Below are 19,571 nucleotides of genomic sequence, written 5' to 3' on the forward strand. Positions count from 1 at the left end.
GTTGATTTCCCTAAAGATTAGTCAGCGGGAAGTGAACCGCAGCTTAACTTTGGATGGCGCCGCCCCTCCTTATTTAGGCTGGAGGCGGAGCCAGTACCTCACGGTTGCCATTATGCCCCGCCGGTGAAACAACTCCGGCAGCCTCCATGGCATCGATAATTCGCGCGGCGCGATTGTAGCCGATGCGAAGCTGGCGCTGAACTGAAGAGATGGACGCTTTGCGCGATTTGGTGACAAAGGCTACCGCTTCATCGTAAAGAGCATCAGCCTCAGGGTCATCTTCATCACCGCCCTCAGACTGCAGGCCAGGCACTGGAATACTGTTGTTGCTGTCATCAACAATGCCGTCGATATATTCAGGTTCTCCGCGCCGCGTCCAGTCCGCGACAACTTTATGCACTTCATGATCGTCCACAAAGGCGCCATGAACCCGCACTGGTACCCCACTGCCCGGAGGGAGGTAGAGCATATCGCCGTGACCGAGCAGCTGTTCGGCACCGCCCTGGTCTAGGATTGTGCGGGAATCCACCTTGGAAGAAACCTGGAAACCGATACGGGTAGGCACATTGGCCTTGATCAATCCGGTAATCACATCCACTGAGGGTCGTTGAGTAGCTAACAGCAAATGAATCCCCGCAGCACGGGCTTTCTGTGCGATACGGGCAATCAGCTGCTCCACCTTCTTGCCAACGATCATCATCATGTCGGCAAATTCATCAATAACAACCACGATTGCGGGCAGTGCCTTAAGTGCAGGAGCGGTTTGCTCTTCAGCCGGAACGCTGGAAGCAGGATCCGGTTCCCACAGTGGATCTAAAATCGGCTCACCAGCTTCCTCTGCCTCTTTTATCTTGCGATTAAAGCCCGCTAGATTGCGCACTCCCATCGCCGCCATCAATTTATAACGGCGCTCCATCTCGCCCACACACCAACGCAAACCATTGGCCGCATCGTTCATATCGGTGATCACCGGGGTGAGTAAGTGGGGAATACCCTCGTACACCGATAGCTCCAACATCTTCGGATCCACCAAGATCAGGCGAACCTCATCCGGAGTAGACTTGTACAAAAGGCTGAGCAACATCACATTGATGCCCACAGACTTACCAGATCCAGTGGTACCGGCGACCAGGAGGTGGGGCATCTTGGCGAGATCGGCCACTACCGGTTGGCCGGAAATATCGTGCCCAAGTGCCAATGTCAGGGGTGATTTGGCATTCTCATAGACATCGGCGGACAGCACTTCACTAAGACGTACCATTTGTCGATTTTCATTGGGAATTTCAATACCCACCACCGATTTCCCCGGGATCACCTCCACTACGCGGACACTGATTACCGCCAAAGATCGGGCCAGGTCTTTGGCCAAGTTTGAAATCTTACTCACCTTTACACCCGGCGCCGGTTGGATCTCAAAGCGGGTCACCACCGGACCAGGCAATACCGATACAACTTCGGCTACCACACCAAAATCTTTAAGCTTCAGCTCCAATAAGCGCGACAGGGCTTCGAGGGATTCCCGGGAAAAGCCCGGTTTCTTATTTTGATCGGAAGGATCAAGCAAGCCTAAAGGTGGCAATGTTCCTGTAACAGGCCCGCCCTTGAATAATTCGCCTTGCTTTTCTTTAGCCGCACGGGGGCTCTGCTTGGGCTTTACTGGAGCCGCTTCAATCTTAGGGGGAATTCGCTTGGCGGTGCGCTGCTTCTCTTCTTCCACTGCGGCTTTGCGCACGACTATGGCTTCCCGCGCCACGCGCTGTTCTGTGCGCTTCAGGCGCCATTGCTTGTAGTAACTGCTCAACCAGGCGATAAGCCCTAACACATTACGACCAATGGACTCGGCCAACTTGAGCCATGAAAGGCCTGTGAATACCGTGACACCAATGGCAAAAATCGCCAACAATAAAATGGTCCCACCAACATAACCAAGACTTCCCTGAAGAGAACTTGATAGCGCGTCTCCAATGATTCCGCCGTTTGTGAAAGGCAGAGGATCGTCAGCGGGAGAGAAACATAGTGTCGCCAAAGCGGCACCACTAATTAACAGAAGGAACAGACCAAAGACTCTCAGCGCAAACAGGGGAGCATGGAAACGTGCATTGCGGTCGCGTAAGATTTTATAAGCACGCAAGCCAATCAACAGGGGAAACAGATAGGCCATCCAACCCAATAGCGAAAGGCATACATCGGCAAGCCAGGCGCCTGCAGGACCGATGGCATTGTGAATTTTTCCTACCTGCCCGGTATGGGACCAACCTGGATCTTGGGAATCGTAACTGAGCAGGCTGATAGCCATTAATAGTGCCCCTGCCAGCAGGCAGATTAATGCTCCCTCACGGACCAAACGGGCGACGAGTGAATCCGGCAAAGCACCGCTCTTTTCAGAATTTTCTCCGGTTGCGCTTTCGGCCTTCAATGGCTTACCTCAATATTCTTTGTTGTTGCTTTCTGGTACTTGTAACAAACGGAAATCGCTACTTGAGCGATTTCCTCGATGGCCTAATTATCTTTGATTTATGCTGGTTTGTATGTGCGATATATACAAGCCGGGATCTTAAGGGAGATATCCTCTCCAGTATCCCGCCAACACAGCGAATCTCTTAACTCTTGGGGCACTCTGTCGCGGGCAAAGTTGTTCAGTATTTCTAGTTTGCTGGAGTCTCCACCCAGCTCGGCACCCAGGCTTGCTCGGGTGCTGTAAGTGAATTCAGCCTGAAATATTTCCTCACACCCTCTGAACCCAGCACTTTTAAACAGCCAGGATATCTGGTCCTGCCTGGGGAAGTAGCGGTTGAATGCTTGAGATTCGCAACCAGCCAACATGCTGGTTTTTCGTACGATATCTGTAAACACATCCTGTATCACACCGGAGGCCGGCAGCAATTGCCAAATAATAAAACGCCCCCCTCGCTTCAGGACCCGAAAGACATTCCTCATTACCAACGGTTGGTCCAACTGGGGCACTTCGTGCAGCCCCATTTTGAGTACCACCGCATCAAAAGATTCCTTTTCATAAGGCAATGCCCTGGCATCACCCACAGTAACATCGACAACCCTTTCACGCACTTTTGAGTTGATACGCTTGAGCTGGGAGTGGTGGGTATCGCACATACTGAGGGCGAGCCCCATTGACTTTTTATCACCATACTCCAACAGCAACTGGCTGACCGCGCCACTGCCGCTCATTAAATCCAGTACTTTATTTCCCTCTCTGAGATCCAGCGCTTCGAGTAGCTTTGCTTTCGACTCGGGTGAAGCCACGAAGGCATCTAAAGCATCATGGGAAAGGACATTGTACCCATCCGCCACAATATCGCATCTGACCTGCAGCTTCAGGGATGCGAACAACTCCACTAAATCTGGAGGGCCATGCAAACTGGCAATATGGCTACCATCAGGCCCTAAATCGACAGAAAGCCTCAAGGAGAAAGTGTCATCCAGGATTTCCGACACAAATACCTGTGCTTCATTACTGAGACTGAAGGTAAATGTGGGGTGGCCAATCAAATTGCTGCCCAGATTCAACGGTACTATTTTTCTGCCCTGCCTCATGGCTTCGCCCTTTGGCCGTTGTTATGCATCCCAAATTTGGCTAACTACCAAAAGGATGAAAACACCTCCTCCGAGCCCTCTTGTGACCAAATACAAATACTTTATAAGTCGTACCGAGCGGACTTCACATCGAATAAATCGCAATTTATTCAATAAAAACAATGAATTATTCTCAATTATTGATGTCGTTTCTGGATAGTGAGAGCCGGGTCGACTCGCTGCAGCGATCTAAATAGCACTTTCCAATGGCATAAATTGAGGCAAACTATTTCGTCGAATTGTCACTTTCGCCTATTATATCGGCCAATCTAATAGCTTTGGCTGATCAAAATATGGCCGGCTAGGTGGACTCCCAGTTCTCTGGGTAAACTTTGCACACAGACAGGTTTAAAGAGAGTTTCATGAGCAACAACCATCATCGACTGATTATTCTCGGTTCTGGCCCTGCAGGCTACACAGCAGCCATCTACGCAGCCCGCGCAAACTTGAACCCCGTTGTTATTACCGGTATGCAACAGGGTGGGCAGTTGACCACCACTACAGAAGTTGAAAACTGGCCCGGTGGCATCCCCGAGCTGCAGGGCCCCGACCTGATGGTGCAAATGCAGCAACACGCCGAGCGCTTCGACACCCAGATTATTTTTGATCACATCGAGTCTGTAGATCTGAACAATCGCCCATTCACTTTGAAGGGCAATGAAACCTATACCTGCGACGCCCTAGTCATCGCCACTGGTGCCTCCGCTCAATACCTGGGCCTGCCGTCTGAAGAAGCCTTCCAGGGTCGTGGTGTCAGTGCCTGTGCGACCTGTGACGGTTTCTTCTATCGCGATCAGAAAGTAGCCGTTGTGGGCGGTGGTAATACCGCAGTAGAAGAGGCCCTATACCTGTCCAATATCGCCAGTGAAGTTACCCTGATCCACCGCCGTGACGAGCTTCGCGCCGAGAAAATTCTTCAGGATCGTCTGATGGAGAAGGTGGAAAACGGCAATATCAAACTTTGCTTTCACCACACCCTCGACGAGGTTCTTGGTGATGACAACGGAGTAACCGGCCTGCGCGTTCGCAGCACCCAGGATGACTCCACCAAGGAATTGGAGGCCGCTGGTGTATTTATCGCGATTGGCCACAAGCCCAATACCGACATCTTTAAAGATCAGCTTGAAATGAATAACGGCTATATCATCGTGCAAAGTGGCCTGGAGGGTAACGCCACTCAGACATCTGTGCCCGGCGTGTTTGCAGCTGGCGATGTGTCTGATCACATCTACCGTCAGGCGGTCACCTCCGCTGGAACCGGCTGTATGGCAGCCCTGGACGCCGAGCGTTTCCTCGACGCCTAACAACTGCTTCTCACCCGGGTAGCCTCAAGGCTACCCGGGCCTCCTCAGACCCAGGACAGGAAACAGTTTGTGGCAAGGAATACCCAAAGCCGCCTAATGTGGCTCGACCACAATCATATAGATTTCCCTTCTACCCAGACTGCTCTAGACGATCCCAATGGACTCCTCGCAGCTGGTGGAGATCTCTCCCCGGAATGGTTGTTGGCCGCCTATCGCCGAGGTATCTTCCCCTGGTTTTCCGAAGACCAGCCTATCCTCTGGTGGAGCCCCTCACCGCGCTGTGTAGTAATACCCAGCGACTTCCGTATTGGCCGCAGTCTGCGTAAAACCCTGCGCAGAGGTATATTCTCAGTCACATTTGACCAAGCCTTCGAACAAGTAATCGAGGGTTGCCGCCTCCCCAGGAGTTCTGAAGATGGCACCTGGATTACCGATGAGATGGCCGAGGCCTATATCGACATGCACCATCTGGGCCATGCCCACTCCGTTGAGGTATGGCGTGAGGGTCGGCTGGTCGGTGGACTTTACGGTCTCTCAATCGGCCGTATTTTTTTTGGTGAGTCCATGTTTCACAGAGAGACAGATGCTTCTAAAGTCGCTTTTGTCCACCTCGTTCGCCAATTAGAATTGTGGGGGTGCCCACTGATCGACTGCCAGGTAAGCAACCCCCACCTGAGTAGTCTTGGGGCCGTTGAAATGTGTCGTAGGGACTTCGAACACCTGCTGGAGGACGGCCTTATACAGCCCGCTTTTCCGCAGCCTTGGAAACTTTCGTGGACTTATGGGTAAATATTCTCAGCTAGACTCGGTCCGGCTTTTGGCAACCCTGCCCCACCCATGTGGCTATCTACCAGATAGGGAGGCTACAACGGTATTTGTGGACCCGCAGACAGAGGTAGACCAGCGCCTTTACAACCGCCTCTCAGAGCTGGGCTTTCGTCGTAGCGGGGCCTATCTCTACCGACCTCAATGCGCAACATGCAGGGCCTGTGTGCCCGCCCGTGTACCAGTGGGCCTTTTTGTACCGGATCGCAACCAGCGCCGCTGCTGGAAACGCAATAAGGACCTGGATATCTTTCATATCGAATCCATCGACACCGATGAGCATTACGAGCTGTATGCACGCTACATTGAGCAACGTCATGCCGATGGGGAAATGTACCCTCCGAGCCGCGAGCAGTATCGCAGCTTCCTAAGCCCGGCCTGGGGAGCTACTCGCTATATTGAGCTGCGTGCACGTGGGCGCCTAGTCGCAGTGGCGGTCACCGACCTGCTTACTGCAGGCCTGTCGGCCATCTATACTTTCTTCGACCCGGATGAGGACAAGCGCAGTCTGGGCAGTTACTGCATTCTCTACCAAATTGAATGGGCCAGAAGATTAGGGCTTCCCAATCTGTATTTGGGCTATTGGATAGAGAAATGCCATAAGATGGCCTACAAAAGCCAGTTCCAACCCATTGAAATGCTCACAGAGAACCGCTGGAGCCTGAAATCTCTATAATTCCTACGCACGCGCCCTTTGCTCTATTCTGCCTTTTCGTGCAAAATGCTCGCCCGTCAAGCCACGGCTAGGCAAGATTGCCTCCGGGGTAAAGGTCTGATCAAGTTATTTGAAGGTTGCTGCCGCATGGCAAAAGACGATTATATTGAAATGGAAGGCGAGGTGATCGACACCCTGCCAAATACCACTTTCCGCGTAAAGCTGGAAAACGGACACGTGGTCATTGCGCACATCTCTGGAAAGATGCGTAAAAACTACATTCGCATCCTCACCGGCGATAAGGTCAAAGTGGAACTCACCCCCTACGACCTGAGCAAAGGTCGCATCACCTACCGCGCCCGCTAATTCGCTCGCCAGGCAAAGAGCTTAAGGTGATTTGTCCTGGACACAAAAAAGCCACCTTGCGGTGGCTTTTTTGATGTATTTTTTTGTAGAGCTAGGCAGGAACCGCCGTTTTTATGGAGAGTTCATCATTCTCTATGACGACCACCACGCGGCCCCCCTCCTCTGCCAACTCACCAAACAAGACTGACTCAGCCAATGGCTTACGCAGCTTGTCTCTTATCAAACGCGACATCGGGCGAGCCCCCATTTTTTCATCGTAACCGCGAATAGCCAGCCACTCGCGAGCCTCATCATCTACGATCAGAGTCACACGAGAGTCATCTAGCTGCGCTTGCAACTCGACAATAAACTTATCCACTACTGTTTTAACCACATCCAGTGGCAGAGAGCCAAACTGGATAATACTGTCGAGGCGGTTGCGGAACTCTGGGGCAAACATCTTTTTGATTTCCTCCATACCATCGGAGGAGTGATCCTGGCTGGAGAAGCCGATAGACCGACGACTCATCAGCTCTGCGCCCGCATTAGTGGTCATAATTAATATGACATTGCGGAAGTCCGCCTTGCGGCCGTTATTATCTGTAAGAGTTCCGTGATCCATCACCTGGAGAAGCAGATTGAAGACTTCTGGGTGAGCCTTCTCAATCTCATCGAGCAGTACCACACTATGCGGATGCTTAGTCACAGAATCAGTCAGCAAGCCGCCCTGATCGAAACCCACATATCCCGGTGGCGCACCGATCAAACGGGAAACCGTATGTCGCTCCATATACTCAGACATATCGAAGCGGATTAACTCAATTCCCATCACCTTGGCCAGCTGACGACAGAGCTCAGTCTTACCAACGCCTGTGGGGCCAGAGAATAGGAAGGATCCTATGGGCTTCTCCTCAGCACCCAACCCAGCACGGCTGAGCTTGATCGCCGTACTGAGCGCCTCAATTGCACGATCCTGGCCAAATACCACCATCTTGAGGTTGTCATCAAGCTTGGACAACTGCTCTTTATCAGAAGCAGAGACACTCTTGGCCGGGATACGGGCCATCTTGGCAATTACCGACTCGATTTCACTGATACCAATCACCTCAGTGCGCTCTTCAACCGGCAACAGCGATTGGAAAGCTCCGGCCTCATCAATTACATCTATCGCCTTGTCAGGCAGGAAGCGCTCGGTGATATGGCGACTGGAAAGTTGAGCCGCGGCATCGAGGGCGGCGTCAGTGAAACGAACTTTATGATGGTCTTCGAAACAACTCCGAAGCCCCTGTAATATTTGCACAGTCTCCTCTACCGATGGCTCACTGACATCGATCTTTTGAAAACGACGGGAAAGCGCACGATCTTTCTCAAAAATGCCGCGATATTCGGTAAAGGTGGTGGAGCCAATGCAGCGGAGCTGACCGCTGGACAGCAGCGGTTTCAACAGGTTGGAGGCGTCCATAACGCCGCCGGATGCTGCGCCGGCTCCAATAATGGTGTGAATTTCATCAATAAACAGGACTGCATGCTCGCGCTTCTTCAGCTCTGCCAGCAGCGCTTTAAAACGTTTCTCAAAATCCCCACGGTACTTGGTACCAGCGAGTAGAGAACCGAGGTCGAGGGAGTAAATAGTGCTCTCTTTTAGTGGCTCAGGGATATCCTCATCCACTATTCGTCGGGCCAACCCCTCCGCGATTGCGGTTTTACCGACTCCGGATTCTCCAACCAACAAGGGGTTGTTTTTGCGACGCCGCGCAAGAACCTGGGTGACTCTCTCTACTTCGGGGCCTCGCCCTACCAAGGGATCAATTCGCCCCAAGATAGCCTCTTGGTTCAGGTTGGTCGCGTAACTCTCCAGAGGGTCAGAACCTCCAGGCTCAGAGCCTGTGCTGATCTCCTCTTCCACCTGCTCTTGGGTGGTATCTGAACCGTGGTGGTGATTGTGATTGTTGCCGCTGGAACCGACCCTGGAAATTCCGTGGGTGATGTAATTGACTACATCGATACGCGCAACACTCTGCTGCTTCAGATAATAAACGGCTTGGCTTTCCTGCTCACAGAAAATAGCCACAAGCACATTAGCACCGGTAACCTCTTTTTTCCCCGATGACTGAACATGGAAAACGGCCCTCTGCAACACCCTCTGAAAACCCAATGTGGGCTGAGTTTCACGATCGGTGTCCGCCTCTGGGATTAACGGCGTGGTAGAGTCCACAAACTCCAATAGTTCGCGGCGCAGTGCGCTCAGGTCGGCCCCGCAGGCATGCAACACGTCAGCAGCCGACTCATTATCCAGAAGCGCCAGTAACAGGTGCTCCACAGTCATGAATTCGTGCCGCTTCGCTCGTGCACCCTTGAACGCCAGATTGAGCGTTACCTCTAAGTCCTTGCTGAGCATTTAAACCTCAAACCCTAATCGCCAATGTTCCCCGCCGACTCCGCTGGTAGGCGTGCACCCTTTGCCGGCGTCTAACTCCTGGCTGATTCCCTTCAGGTGACGGGACCCTTGTGCTAAAGCAGCTTTAATTTCAATCAATCGTCTTTACTCTCGTCCGCCTCAATCTCACACAATAGTGGATGCTCATTCTCCTGGGCGAACTGATTAACCTGAGCGGCCTTTGTCTCCGCTATATCCCGAGTATAGACACCGCACACTGCTTTTCCCCGCGTGTGTACTTGCAACATCAACTGTGTGGCGCGCTCACGGTTAACCCCAAAAAACAACTCCAGAGTCTCTACGACAAAGTCCATGGGGGTGTAGTCATCGTTCAACATGATGACCTTGTACATAGGCGGGCGTTTGAGCCGTGGCGGCGCCTCCTCCAGTGCGAGCCCACCCTCGGAACCCTCACCGTCGAAATAGTCTTCTCCAGAATCACTGGAGCCTAGTTTAATGACCTGCAAAATACTCATAACAATTATCAATGTGTTCTATCGAGCCTTGATAGTGCAGCATGCTCAACCATAAATGACCTGCCATTGTAACCTTATTTGACCAACGACACAGGGAGATCACAGCCTCAAGCGCGGTTTCTTGACATTCCTATAGCAGTTGACTACAAGAGGTAGTGCCTGCTCATTCACAGCCGTTAGTCGCAGATAGGATCGCAGCCGATTAATCCGCAGGTCAAATAAATATAAAAACTCTGTAAGGTGGCCGACTGGCCACTCAGGCAATTAGAGGGAGTTCGATATGCCTACTGGTACCGTGAAGTGGTTCAACAACGCTAAGGGATATGGGTTTATTCTTGCAGATGAAGGAGGGGAGGATCTGTTTGCGCACTATTCCGCTATTCAGATGGAAGGCTACCGAACCCTAAAGGCCGGCCAACAGGTCACCTTTGATATCGTCAGAGGCGACAAAGGCTATCACGCCGCCAATATTTCCACCGCAGTGGCGGCAGAGACCGCACCTAGCCCCCAAAGCCCCAAAGTGGCCGCTATTGCAGATCCCAACCACTCTGAAACAGAGCGGGAAAAAGAGGCAGAGATGCTCGACTAACCCTGCAAGCCCGCACAAGCAGACCCCGCCAACAAAAAAGCCCCTTGCTGCAAAGCAAAGGGCTTTTTCTAGCTAGGGCCAGGTTGATTAAAAAACCTAGCCCCAAATCAGCCAATTAGGCCATGTGCTTGATCACTTCGTCACCAAACGCAGAGCAGGATTTCAGCTCAGCACCATCCATCAGGCGCTCGAAATCGTAGGTTACGGTTTTCGCTTCGATAGCACCTTCCATACCCTTGATTACCAGGTCAGCAGCTTCGTTCCAGCCCAGGTGACGCAGCATCATCTCAGCGGAAAGAATCAGAGAGCCCGGGTTAACCTTGTCCTGGCCAGCGTACTTAGGTGCAGTACCGTGGGTTGCTTCGAACAGGGCAACGTCGTCGGACAGGTTTGCGCCCGGAGCGATACCGATACCACCAACCTGTGCAGCCAGCGCGTCAGACAGGTAGTCACCGTTTAGGTTCAGGGTAGCAATTACGTCGTACTCAGCCGGACGCAGCAGGATCTGCTGCAGCATAGCGTCAGCAATTACATCCTTAACAACGATTTCCTTGCCAGTCTTCGGGTTCTTGAAGCTGTGCCAGGGGCCGCCGTCCAGCGGCTGAGCGCCAAACTCGTCGCGAGCCAGTTCGTAACCCCAATCGGCGAAGGCACCTTCGGTGAACTTCATGATGTTGCCTTTGTGTACCAGGGTTACGGAATCGCGATCCTGGTCAACAGCGTACTGAATAGCCTTGCGCACGAGACGCTTGGTACCCTCTGCAGAAACCGGCTTAACACCGATACCACAGTTCTCAGGAAAACGGATTTTCTTAACACCCATCTCGTCCTGCAGGAACTTGATAACTTTCTTGGCTTCGTCGGTATCAGCTTTCCACTCGATACCAGCGTAGATATCTTCAGAGTTTTCACGGAAGATAACCATGTCTACCTTGTTCGGCTCTTTAACCGGAGAAGGTACACCGCTGAACCAGCGAACAGGACGCTGACATACATACAGGTCCAGCTCCTGACGCAGGGCAACGTTCAGGGAACGGAAACCGCCGCCCACTGGTGTGGTCAGAGGGCCTTTGATGCTGACAACGTAATCTTTGATCGCTTCCAGAGTTTCAGCTGGGAACCAGTCGCCAGCATAAGTCTCTGCGGCTTTCTCACCACAGTAGATTTCCATCCACTCGATTTTCTTATCGCCGCTGAAAGCTTTCTCTACCGCAGCGTCGATTACTTTGCGCATTACCGGAGTGATGTCCACACCGATGCCGTCACCCTCGATGAACGGAATTACCGGGCGATTCGGAACATTCAGCGAACCGTCGGAATTGACTGTAACTTTTTCGCCGTCTGCCGGCACTTGGATGTGACCCATATTGCGTAAACTCCCAAAATTCTATGACTTTTTAGGTCCAGCGTTGCTTGCACCGCTCCCCCGGGACCATTGGGCGGGGATAAAAATCGGCGGGATTATAGCAGCATCGGCTAATTTTTGTAGTTGGATTACAATACTCAATTTTTCTTATGCCCAAGATTATTCTCCTAAACAAACCTTTTGGCGTGTTAAGCCAATTCACAGACCCCCAGGGTCGCGCCACGCTGGCAGACTATATCCCGCATAAGGGCTTCTATGCCGCGGGTCGGCTCGACTATGACTCGGAGGGACTTCTACTACTCACAGATGATGGAGCGCTACAACATCAAATCAGCCACCCGAAGAGAAAGATGGCGAAGACTTACTGGGCTCAGGTAGAGGGGGACATTTCAGATGACGCCCTGATGTTTCTGCGCAAAGGTGTAGATTTGAAGGATGGACGCACAGCGCCCGCTAAGGCCCGCAGACTCTCCGAAGTCGACCTGTGGCCGCGCAATCCCCCAATCCGAGAGCGCAAGTCCATTCCCACCAGCTGGGTAGAACTTATCATTCACGAGGGTAGAAACCGTCAGGTGCGACGTATGACCGCAGCGGTTGGCTTCCCTACCCTGCGCTTGGTTCGAATGGCTATCGGCAATTGGAATCTCGGCACTCTGCAGCCGGGGCAGCACCGCTCGGAGGAGGTTTTTTCTGCGCCTAAGCCAAGGCCCAAAGGCAAATCGAAGCCACCTCAGAAGCGCAATCATCCTCGCCGGAGACAATAAGCAAAAACCCAAGATTAAAGCGGCCTTGGTCAGAAGCCCGATTCACAGGTAAAATTCGCCCCCTTTCCATTCCAGTGAAGTAGTGACTGTCCTTCTTATGCCTGATTCCACGCACAACAAACAGCCCAAGCGCGTCATCGTCGGTATGTCCGGCGGTGTGGATTCCTCTGTAGCCGCACTTCTGCTCATGCAGCAGGGCTACCAAGTGGAGGGCTTGTTTATGAAGAATTGGGACGAAGATGACGGCACTGAGTACTGCACCGCGAAAGCAGACTTGGTCGATGCCCAGGCGGTATGTGAAAAACTGGGCATCAAACTGCATACCGCTAATTTTGCTGCCGAGTATTGGGACCATGTCTTCGAATACTTCCTGGCAGAATACAAGGCCGGACGCACGCCTAACCCGGACATTCTGTGCAATCGGGAGATCAAGTTTAAAGTTTTCCTGGAATATGCCGAAGTTCTGGGAGCTGATGCCATTGCCACAGGACATTACACCCGCCGACGCGATATAGAAGGTCGCACCTATTTGCTCAAGGGCTTGGATGGCAACAAGGATCAAAGCTACTTCCTCCACGCTGTCGGCGAGGGTGAGTTCGCTCGCTCTCTATTTCCACTGGGCGAGTTGGAAAAACCTGAAGTACGACGTATCGCTGAGGAAAACGGCTTTATCACCCACAATAAAAAAGACAGTACGGGGATCTGCTTTATTGGCGAACGCCGCTTCAAGGACTTTCTGGAACAGTATCTGCCCGCCCAGCCGGGCGACATGGAAACTCCAGAAGGTGAAATTATGGGGCGCCACGCCGGTCTGATGTACCACACCATAGGACAAAGGCAGGGTCTTGGTATCGGAGGGGTAAAAGGCGCGGGCGAAGAACCCTGGTACGTAGTCGGAAAGAACCTAGAGCGCAACGTATTGATTGTTGCCCAGGGGGCACATCACCCCTTGCTTTACGCCACGGGTCTGGTGGCAACCCAAACACATTGGATCAATGGCGCCGCACCAGGTGAGTCTTTCCGCTGTCAAGCGAAGACCCGCTACCGACAGCCAGACCAGGACTGCACAATACGGGTACAAAAGGGTGGTAACCTGACTGTGGAATTTGACGAGCCACAGCGGGCAATTACCCCAGGACAATCCCTGGTCCTGTACGATGGCGAAATATGTCTCGGCGGCGCAGTTATCGAACAGGCTACAGGTATCGGCACTGCCGTACCGGAAAAATACAAGAAACACTAAGGAGTAACCTTGAATAACTGGCGGGATCAGGCTCTGGCATTGGCCGGAATATTTCAATCCGCAACTTTAGTGGAGCGCTTGGCCAAAACAGGCACCGCTCCCCAGGCCCAGCTGGAAACCGGGGTATACAGCCTTTTCCAGCTCAACCCAGATCGCACCGAAGATGTGTTCGCCGGCGCAGAGAAGCTGCTGCCCGGCTTGCAGGTCTCACGGCAGTTACTGCAATCGCGGCAACACCCTGAATACACAGACTGCCTGCGCTATGCATTATCTGTGCTCTATCTGCAGAGGCAATTGAGTAAGAAAGGAGAGTTGCTCTCCATCATTGGCAGCCGCCTCGAAAAAGCCAAGACTCAGGCGGAACACTTTGCCCCCACCCACGAGAATGTATTTTCCAATCTCGCCAGTATTTATAGCGATACCCTCGGCACTTTCCGCTTTCGTATCCAGGTGCTGGGAGATTTTAATTTTCTGCAGCAACAGCGCGTCGCTAACCAAATCCGCTCAATGCTGTTTGCCGGTATCCGTTCAGCCACGCTGTGGCGACAATTGGGCGGAAGGCGCCTGCATCTGCTATTTCAACGCAAAAAGCTATTGCGTGCGACCGACGAGCTAATCGCACAGATCGAATCTATAAAAAACTAATCCCGGAGATTTACTATGACAGTTGAGCTTTCCGCACTCACAGCGGTATCCCCTATTGATGGTCGCTACGAGAGCAAGACTGCCCCACTACGCGAAATTTTTAGTGAATACGGCCTGATTCGCGCCCGTGTTGAAGTGGAAGTGCGCTGGCTTCAGAAACTCTCCGCGCACTCAGAAATCACTGAGGTAGAGCAGTTCGATGAAGCTGCCAACCAGCTACTCGATAGCATTGTGGCCAACTTTTCCCTGGAAGATGCTGGGCGTATCAAAGAAATTGAGCGCACCACCAACCACGACGTGAAAGCGGTTGAATATTTCCTCAAAGAAAAAATCAGCGGCAATGCCCAGCTGGAAAAAGTAAGCGAGTTCGTGCACTTCGCTTGCACTTCTGAAGACATCAACAACCTGTCCCACGCTCTAATGCTACGCGCTGGTCGCGACAACGTTATGTTGCCCGCAATGAATAGCCTGGTAGAAAAGATCGCCCAGCTAGCCCAGGATTTCGCCGACGTGCCCATGCTGTCTCGCACCCACGGCCAAACCGCCAGCCCTACGACCGTGGGCAAGGAACTCGCCAACGTGGTTGCACGCCTTCGCCGCCAGGTAGCCCAGGTAGGGGCTGTCCCCTTGCTGGGTAAAATCAACGGTGCTGTAGGCAACTACAATGCCCACCTGTCTGCCTACCCAAATATCGACTGGGAAAAGAATGCGGAAGAATTTATTTCCTCGCTCGGCCTGACCTGGAACCCCTACACCACCCAGATCGAACCACACGACTATATTGCCGAACTGTTCGATGCTATTGCGCGCTTTAACACCATCCTGATCGACTTTGACCGCGACATCTGGGGCTATATTTCCCTCGGTTACTTCAAACAGAAAGTCGTTGCCGGAGAAGTGGGCTCCTCCACTATGCCGCACAAGGTCAATCCTATCGATTTCGAAAACTCCGAAGGAAACCTGGGCCTGGCCAACGCTGTATTCCAGCACCTGGCCGCGAAGTTACCAGTCTCCCGCTGGCAGCGCGATCTGACCGATTCCACCGTACTGCGCAACATGGGTGTGGGTGCCGGTTACTCTGCCATCGCTTATGCCGCCACCATGAAGGGGCTGGGCAAGCTGGAAATCAACCGTGAACGCCTGGCAGAAGACCTGGACAGCTCCTGGGAAGTGCTGGCAGAGCCGATCCAGACTGTGATGCGCCGCTACAACATCGAAGAGCCTTACGAGAAACTGAAGGCCCTTACTCGCGGCCAGGGCATCACCCGCGAAACCTTGAAAGTGTTTATCGAGAATCTGGAAATTCCTGCGGAAGCCAAAAGCGCACTGCTGGAAATGACTCCTGCATCCTACATCGGTAACGCCGTCGAGCAAGCTCGCAAAATCTAAGTGAGCACCGCTTCCGGCCACACCGCAGTGGCCGGAAATTTATTCAAATTTCTTTACTGCCGCTCTACTCTGCAGAGCTTTAACCTCGGGCTGAGTTACACCTATTAGTGGCAGACTAGAGAAGATTTCCCCAGCCCAACAAACAGTGAGAGTTACCGTGGCAAGCCCCCTTACCCATCTCGGCGATATGCCGATTGAAGTTTTTATGCGCGATTATTGGCAACAAAAACCCTTGCTGATCCGCAATGCTTTCCCCAACTTCGAATCGCCCATATCAGGAGAAGAGCTTGCCGGAATGGCTCTGGAGGAGACGATTGAATCTCGCCTGGTGCTTGAAAATGGCGAGAGCGGTCCCTGGGAGCTACGCAACGGCCCTTTCACTGAGGAAGACTTTCTATCCCTACCCCGCACGCACTGGACCCTACTTGTACAAGCCGTAGATCAATGGCTTTCCGAAGTGGCTGAATTAAAAGAGTATTTTCGCTTTATCCCAGACTGGCGCCTGGATGATGTGATGATTAGTTACGCGGCGGATCAGGGGAGTGTCGGACCGCACTATGACCACTACGATGTCTTTCTGCTCCAAGCCGAGGGCAAACGCCTGTGGCAGCAGGGAGCGAAAGTGGATGAGACCAATCCCCGCCTGGAAGGCACGCCCCTCAATATCCTGAAAAAATTTAATGCTGAGAACAGCTGGGTACTGGAGCCTGGCGACATGCTTTACCTCCCGCCACAATACAGTCACTGGGGTATCGCCGAGGGCGGCTGCACCACGATCTCCATTGGCTTCCGAGCACCTTCTGCCTCAGCCATATTGGAAGATCTCGCGGCCGAAGTGGCAATGGGACTGAAGGATAGCCTGCGTTATACCGATGCCGGCATGGAACCGACAAAATCCCCAGCGGAAGTTGATCCCGAGTCCGTAGCTCGCTTACAACAACAACTGGCCGAGTGGCTTAGGCAACCAGAGAAGGTCACTCAGTGGTTTGGCGCAGTGATGACTGAAGCAAAATACCCTGATACCGTCGCACTAGACGCGGATGAGGCCGCTGACTGGCGTGAGCAAATGCCAAAGGGGATGCCATTGGTGCTAAACCCCGCATCTCGAGTCGCCTTTTCCAGGGAGCCGGCCACGTTATTTGTCGACGGTGAAGCCCTAACCGCACCACTCACCTTTGCTCAACAATTTGCCGAGTCCCACGAAATTTCCTGGAGCGACATTGAAACCTATCCAGAAATTGCCAACTTCGATGGTTTAATAGACCAATTGGTAGCCCAAGGCACACTGATTTATCCCCCTGAGGATTTCTGATATGGCCGCACTGGTGCGCCCCGCTGACTGGCAAAAAGAACAAGAAAGCATTCGCACTATCCGCGAAGCTGTGTTCGTCCAGGAACAGAAAGTTCCTGCCGACTTGGAGTGGGATAACCAGGAAGAATCTTCACAACACTTCCTAGTTTTTAATGGTGATGTTGCCGTTGGAACCGGGCGGCTCAGCAAAAGTGGTAAAGTTGGGCGGATGGCGATCATGCCATCCGCCCGAGGCAAAGGTCTGGGGGCCCAGTTACTCAAGGCGATTTGTGACTTTGCCAAACTACAGGGCTTTCGCAGTGTATATCTACATGCACAACAGCATGCTGAAGGCTTCTACATTCGAAGTGGCTTTATCCCAGAGGGAGAAACCTTTTACGAGGCTAATATCCCTCATATTAAAATGATTCGTCAGTTGCACTAGGCCGTAATGAAGGCGCTGGTATGTTTACGCATACCGACGCCTTCATTTCCGTCTGCTCGTTAAAGACGAAATGTCCGCCACTAATTTTTAGGTCTCGCGAGACTACTCCCCCTCCTCTTTCTGACTAACATATTCGTCGACGTAGCTAGCGGTAAAATAAAAACAAATGATAACGGCTTTGTAAGTGTATTCTTTTAGTGCTCTGAACTGGATTCCGTATCGCAACTTGGAGTAACCGCAGGAGTACCGGCTACTTATTACTCGGGTCAAAACTCTCGCCCTGCGAAAGACTGCCCAGGCTAATATCAGAATGCCAGGAAACCCTATAAGTGAGTGCTCAGATCATATGCCCAAGACACTACTGCTTAAGAACGCTGAAGTACTGGTAACCATGGACTCAGAAAGACGTGAGATTCCCAATGGCGGTATTTTTGCCGAAGAAGGCATTATCACGGCTGTAGGCCCCACAGATAAACTACCCATGAGCGCTGACACCATTATTGACGCTAGCGGGCAGATAGTCCTACCAGGACTGGTGAACACTCATCACCATTTAAACCAGACTCTCACCCGCAACCTGCCAGCGACCCAGAACAAAAATTTATTCGCCTGGCTTCAGCTTCACTACCCTATCTGGAGCCGGATAAATCCAGAAGCCTCTCGCACAAGTGCTTTGATTGGTTTGGCTGAGCTTATTCTCTCTGGTTGCACCACGGTTTTTGACCATTCTTATTTATTTAAAAGTGGCAACAAAGTGGACTTTCATATTGAAGCAGCAAAGGACTTAGGGGTGAGGTTCCATGCAAGCCGCGGCTCCATGTCTTTGGGCAGATCACAAGGGGGCTTACCCCCAGATGAAAGTGTCGAAGATGAAGATTTTATTCTCCAAGACAGTATCCGGGTCATTGATCGCTATCACGATGCAAGCTATGGAGCCCTGACTCGAATTGTTCTGGCCCCCTGCTCTCCATTTACTGTTTCAGAAAATCTGCTCAAAGAAACTGCCCTGCTGGCCCGTGATAAAGGCGTTATGCTACACACGCATATTTGCGAAACATTTGATGAAGAGCGCCACACTTTAGAACGATTTGGCAAGCGCCCTCTGGAGTGGATGGGAGAAAGCGAGTGGTTGGGGCCCGATGTTTGGTTTGCTCACGCAATACACATCGATACACAAGAAATAAATACTTTTGCTCGTACCGGGTGTGGCATCGCTCACTGTCCAAGCTCTAATATGCGCCTTGCATCAGGGATAGCCCCCGTTAAAGACTATATTGCAGCTGGAATTAAAGTGGGACTTGGTGTGGATGGGTCAGCCAGCAATGACGCCTCCAATATGCTCTTGGAGACCCGCCAGGCAATGTTGCTCTCAAGGTTGCGCATGGGCCTTCGCCCACCGGAGGGGCCACATCGCTACGCCCAACTTCCTCAGTCCCACCCTCTACGCTCGCCGGAATGGATGACAGCCAGGGAAGCTTTAGAGCTTGCCACTATCGGTGGTGCCAGCGTTCTTAATCGTACTGATATCGGAGCATTGGAAGTTGGGCGTTGTGCTGATTTCTTTTCTCTAGAACTCAACACTATTCAATATGCCGGGGCTCTTTCAGATCCAGTTGCCGCGATAGTCTTCTGCGCCCCCCAATCAGCAAAAACTGTAGTAATTCACGGTCGACAAGTTGTGAGCAATGGAGAGATTACTTCAATAAATATGGAACCCGTTATTCGAGATCACAATCAATGGAGCCAGAGGTTATTGGCTAATGGCTAATGGCTAATGGCTAATGGCTAATGGCTAATGGCTAATGGCTAATGGCTAATGGCTAATGGCTAATGGCTAATGGCTAATGGGCACAGAATAGTAGTAAGTGTGGAAGGAAAGAAAAGGTATCTACCTAGGGCGTTGCTGTACGGTTTTTTTTCAACCAGCGCTGCATTCTCAGTTTTATTTGCCCTTCTCTAGCCCAAAACCGAAATGGGACTCCATACCGACAGCAAACCAAAAATTTCAAATGAGTCAAAGGAGTATCTGTTACCACTTGCAAGCAAGTTTAGAATTTGCAGGAATTCTACACAGTATTGGGCGGCTCTGATTTTTTATATTTATCTCTAAGACTGTACTCTTACACACTTCGATTTTTAGAATATACAAATTCAAGTAGATTTTTTTGGTAAAAATATATGGGAAGGGGCTATCAACAATACAGTG

At 51.9% G+C, this 19,571-nt stretch carries 17 protein-coding genes; 12 read left to right on the forward strand and 5 right to left on the reverse strand.

Annotated features, from left to right (window positions below; translation table 11 throughout):
* Positions 1-73: 73 nt before the first annotated feature.
* On the reverse strand, positions 74-2,416 hold the full coding sequence (locus tag MJO52_RS11375; RefSeq protein WP_435583613.1) for a DNA translocase FtsK: 2,343 nt from the start codon (positions 2,414-2,416) through the stop codon (positions 74-76).
* A gap of 98 nt (positions 2,417-2,514) precedes the next feature.
* Positions 2,515-3,552 (reverse strand): class I SAM-dependent methyltransferase, encoded by a 1,038-nt coding sequence (locus tag MJO52_RS11380; protein ID WP_252081784.1) that lies wholly within the window; start codon positions 3,550-3,552, stop codon positions 2,515-2,517.
* A gap of 401 nt (positions 3,553-3,953) precedes the next feature.
* On the opposite strand from MJO52_RS11380, the gene trxB reads away from it, so the two are divergent.
* The 4 genes from trxB to infA all read left to right on the forward strand — a co-directional run bounded on the left by trxB (position 3,954) and on the right by infA (position 6,741).
* Positions 3,954-4,895, forward strand: coding sequence for a thioredoxin-disulfide reductase (gene trxB / locus MJO52_RS11385; protein ID WP_252081785.1), 942 nt, complete (start codon positions 3,954-3,956; stop codon positions 4,893-4,895).
* A 69-nt stretch (positions 4,896-4,964) separates the two neighbouring features.
* Positions 4,965-5,684 (forward strand): leucyl/phenylalanyl-tRNA--protein transferase, encoded by a 720-nt coding sequence (gene aat / locus MJO52_RS11390; protein WP_252081786.1) that lies wholly within the window; start codon positions 4,965-4,967, stop codon positions 5,682-5,684.
* Positions 5,677-6,396, forward strand: coding sequence for an arginyltransferase (locus MJO52_RS11395; protein WP_252081787.1), 720 nt, complete (start codon positions 5,677-5,679; stop codon positions 6,394-6,396). The genes aat and MJO52_RS11395 overlap by 8 nt, the downstream gene beginning before the upstream one ends.
* Positions 6,397-6,522: 126 nt before the next feature.
* Positions 6,523-6,741 carry a translation initiation factor IF-1 gene (gene infA / locus MJO52_RS11400; RefSeq protein WP_010130378.1) on the forward strand — a complete coding sequence of 73 codons (219 nt, stop codon included), beginning with the start codon at positions 6,523-6,525 and terminating at the stop codon, positions 6,739-6,741.
* A gap of 91 nt (positions 6,742-6,832) precedes the next feature.
* Here the strand turns inward: infA and clpA are convergent, their stop codons facing one another.
* Both clpA and clpS read right to left on the reverse strand, forming a co-directional pair.
* Positions 6,833-9,118 carry an ATP-dependent Clp protease ATP-binding subunit ClpA gene (gene clpA, locus MJO52_RS11405; RefSeq protein ID WP_252081788.1) on the reverse strand — a complete coding sequence of 762 codons (2,286 nt, stop codon included), beginning with the start codon at positions 9,116-9,118 and terminating at the stop codon, positions 6,833-6,835.
* 134 nt (positions 9,119-9,252) lie between these two features.
* Positions 9,253-9,633 carry an ATP-dependent Clp protease adapter ClpS gene (clpS, locus tag MJO52_RS11410; RefSeq protein ID WP_252081789.1) on the reverse strand — a complete coding sequence of 127 codons (381 nt, stop codon included), beginning with the start codon at positions 9,631-9,633 and terminating at the stop codon, positions 9,253-9,255.
* 280 nt (positions 9,634-9,913) lie between these two features.
* Here clpS and cspD point away from each other — a divergent pair, with 280 nt between their 5' ends.
* The gene (cspD, locus tag MJO52_RS21295; protein WP_286036961.1) at positions 9,914-10,222 is read left to right on the forward strand and encodes a cold shock domain-containing protein CspD; all 309 of its coding nucleotides are present in this window, start codon (positions 9,914-9,916) and stop codon (positions 10,220-10,222) included.
* A 115-nt stretch (positions 10,223-10,337) separates the two neighbouring features.
* On the opposite strand, the gene icd is transcribed toward cspD, so the two are convergent.
* The gene (gene icd, locus MJO52_RS11420; protein ID WP_252081790.1) at positions 10,338-11,588 is read right to left on the reverse strand and encodes an NADP-dependent isocitrate dehydrogenase; all 1,251 of its coding nucleotides are present in this window, start codon (positions 11,586-11,588) and stop codon (positions 10,338-10,340) included.
* A gap of 149 nt (positions 11,589-11,737) precedes the next feature.
* Here icd and MJO52_RS11425 point away from each other — a divergent pair, with 149 nt between their 5' ends.
* The 7 genes from MJO52_RS11425 (at position 11,738) to MJO52_RS11455 (ending at position 19,133) form a co-directional block, all read left to right on the forward strand.
* Positions 11,738-12,352 (forward strand): pseudouridine synthase, encoded by a 615-nt coding sequence (locus MJO52_RS11425; protein WP_252081791.1) that lies wholly within the window; start codon positions 11,738-11,740, stop codon positions 12,350-12,352.
* Positions 12,353-12,449: 97 nt separating this feature from the next.
* Complete coding sequence (mnmA, locus tag MJO52_RS11430) at positions 12,450-13,595, forward strand: tRNA 2-thiouridine(34) synthase MnmA (RefSeq protein WP_252081792.1); 1,146 nt, start codon at positions 12,450-12,452, stop codon at positions 13,593-13,595.
* A 9-nt stretch (positions 13,596-13,604) separates the two neighbouring features.
* Positions 13,605-14,240: a high frequency lysogenization protein HflD gene (gene hflD / locus MJO52_RS11435; protein WP_152453442.1), complete on the forward strand. Its 636-nt coding sequence runs from the start codon at positions 13,605-13,607 to the stop codon at positions 14,238-14,240.
* Positions 14,241-14,255: 15 nt separating this feature from the next.
* The gene (gene purB / locus MJO52_RS11440; RefSeq protein WP_252081793.1) at positions 14,256-15,629 is read left to right on the forward strand and encodes an adenylosuccinate lyase; all 1,374 of its coding nucleotides are present in this window, start codon (positions 14,256-14,258) and stop codon (positions 15,627-15,629) included.
* A gap of 157 nt (positions 15,630-15,786) precedes the next feature.
* The gene (locus tag MJO52_RS11445; RefSeq protein ID WP_252081794.1) at positions 15,787-16,941 is read left to right on the forward strand and encodes a cupin domain-containing protein; all 1,155 of its coding nucleotides are present in this window, start codon (positions 15,787-15,789) and stop codon (positions 16,939-16,941) included.
* Position 16,942: 1 nt separating this feature from the next.
* Complete coding sequence (locus tag MJO52_RS11450; protein ID WP_252081795.1) at positions 16,943-17,365, forward strand: GNAT family N-acetyltransferase; 423 nt, start codon at positions 16,943-16,945, stop codon at positions 17,363-17,365.
* Between the two features lie 346 nt (positions 17,366-17,711).
* Positions 17,712-19,133 (forward strand): 8-oxoguanine deaminase, encoded by a 1,422-nt coding sequence (locus tag MJO52_RS11455; RefSeq protein WP_252081796.1) that lies wholly within the window; start codon positions 17,712-17,714, stop codon positions 19,131-19,133.
* Positions 19,134-19,571 lie beyond the last annotated feature (438 nt).

The organism is Microbulbifer variabilis, assembly GCF_023716485.1.
GTDB lineage: Bacteria > Pseudomonadota > Gammaproteobacteria > Pseudomonadales > Cellvibrionaceae > Microbulbifer > Microbulbifer variabilis_B.

What these genes read in the sequence shown, in the direction of transcription:
- MJO52_RS11380 (WP_252081784.1), bottom strand. Translation starts at nt 3,552, where the DNA reads ATGAGGCAGGGCAGAAAAATAGTACCGTTGAATCTGGGCAGCAATTTG.
- MJO52_RS11395 (WP_252081787.1), top strand. Translation starts at nt 5,677, where the DNA reads ATGGGTAAATATTCTCAGCTAGACTCGGTCCGGCTTTTGGCAACCCTG.
- infA (WP_010130378.1), top strand. Translation starts at nt 6,523, where the DNA reads ATGGCAAAAGACGATTATATTGAAATGGAAGGCGAGGTGATCGACACC.
- mnmA (WP_252081792.1), top strand. Translation starts at nt 12,450, where the DNA reads ATGCCTGATTCCACGCACAACAAACAGCCCAAGCGCGTCATCGTCGGT.
- MJO52_RS11450 (WP_252081795.1), top strand. Translation starts at nt 16,943, where the DNA reads ATGGCCGCACTGGTGCGCCCCGCTGACTGGCAAAAAGAACAAGAAAGC.
- MJO52_RS11455 (WP_252081796.1), top strand. Translation starts at nt 17,712, where the DNA reads ATGCCCAAGACACTACTGCTTAAGAACGCTGAAGTACTGGTAACCATG.
- clpA (WP_252081788.1), bottom strand. Translation starts at nt 9,118, where the DNA reads ATGCTCAGCAAGGACTTAGAGGTAACGCTCAATCTGGCGTTCAAGGGT.
- cspD (WP_286036961.1), top strand. Translation starts at nt 9,914, where the DNA reads ATGCCTACTGGTACCGTGAAGTGGTTCAACAACGCTAAGGGATATGGG.
- purB (WP_252081793.1), top strand. Translation starts at nt 14,256, where the DNA reads ATGACAGTTGAGCTTTCCGCACTCACAGCGGTATCCCCTATTGATGGT.
- clpS (WP_252081789.1), bottom strand. Translation starts at nt 9,633, where the DNA reads ATGAGTATTTTGCAGGTCATTAAACTAGGCTCCAGTGATTCTGGAGAA.
- MJO52_RS11425 (WP_252081791.1), top strand. Translation starts at nt 11,738, where the DNA reads ATGCCCAAGATTATTCTCCTAAACAAACCTTTTGGCGTGTTAAGCCAA.
- icd (WP_252081790.1), bottom strand. Translation starts at nt 11,588, where the DNA reads ATGGGTCACATCCAAGTGCCGGCAGACGGCGAAAAAGTTACAGTCAAT.
- trxB (WP_252081785.1), top strand. Translation starts at nt 3,954, where the DNA reads ATGAGCAACAACCATCATCGACTGATTATTCTCGGTTCTGGCCCTGCA.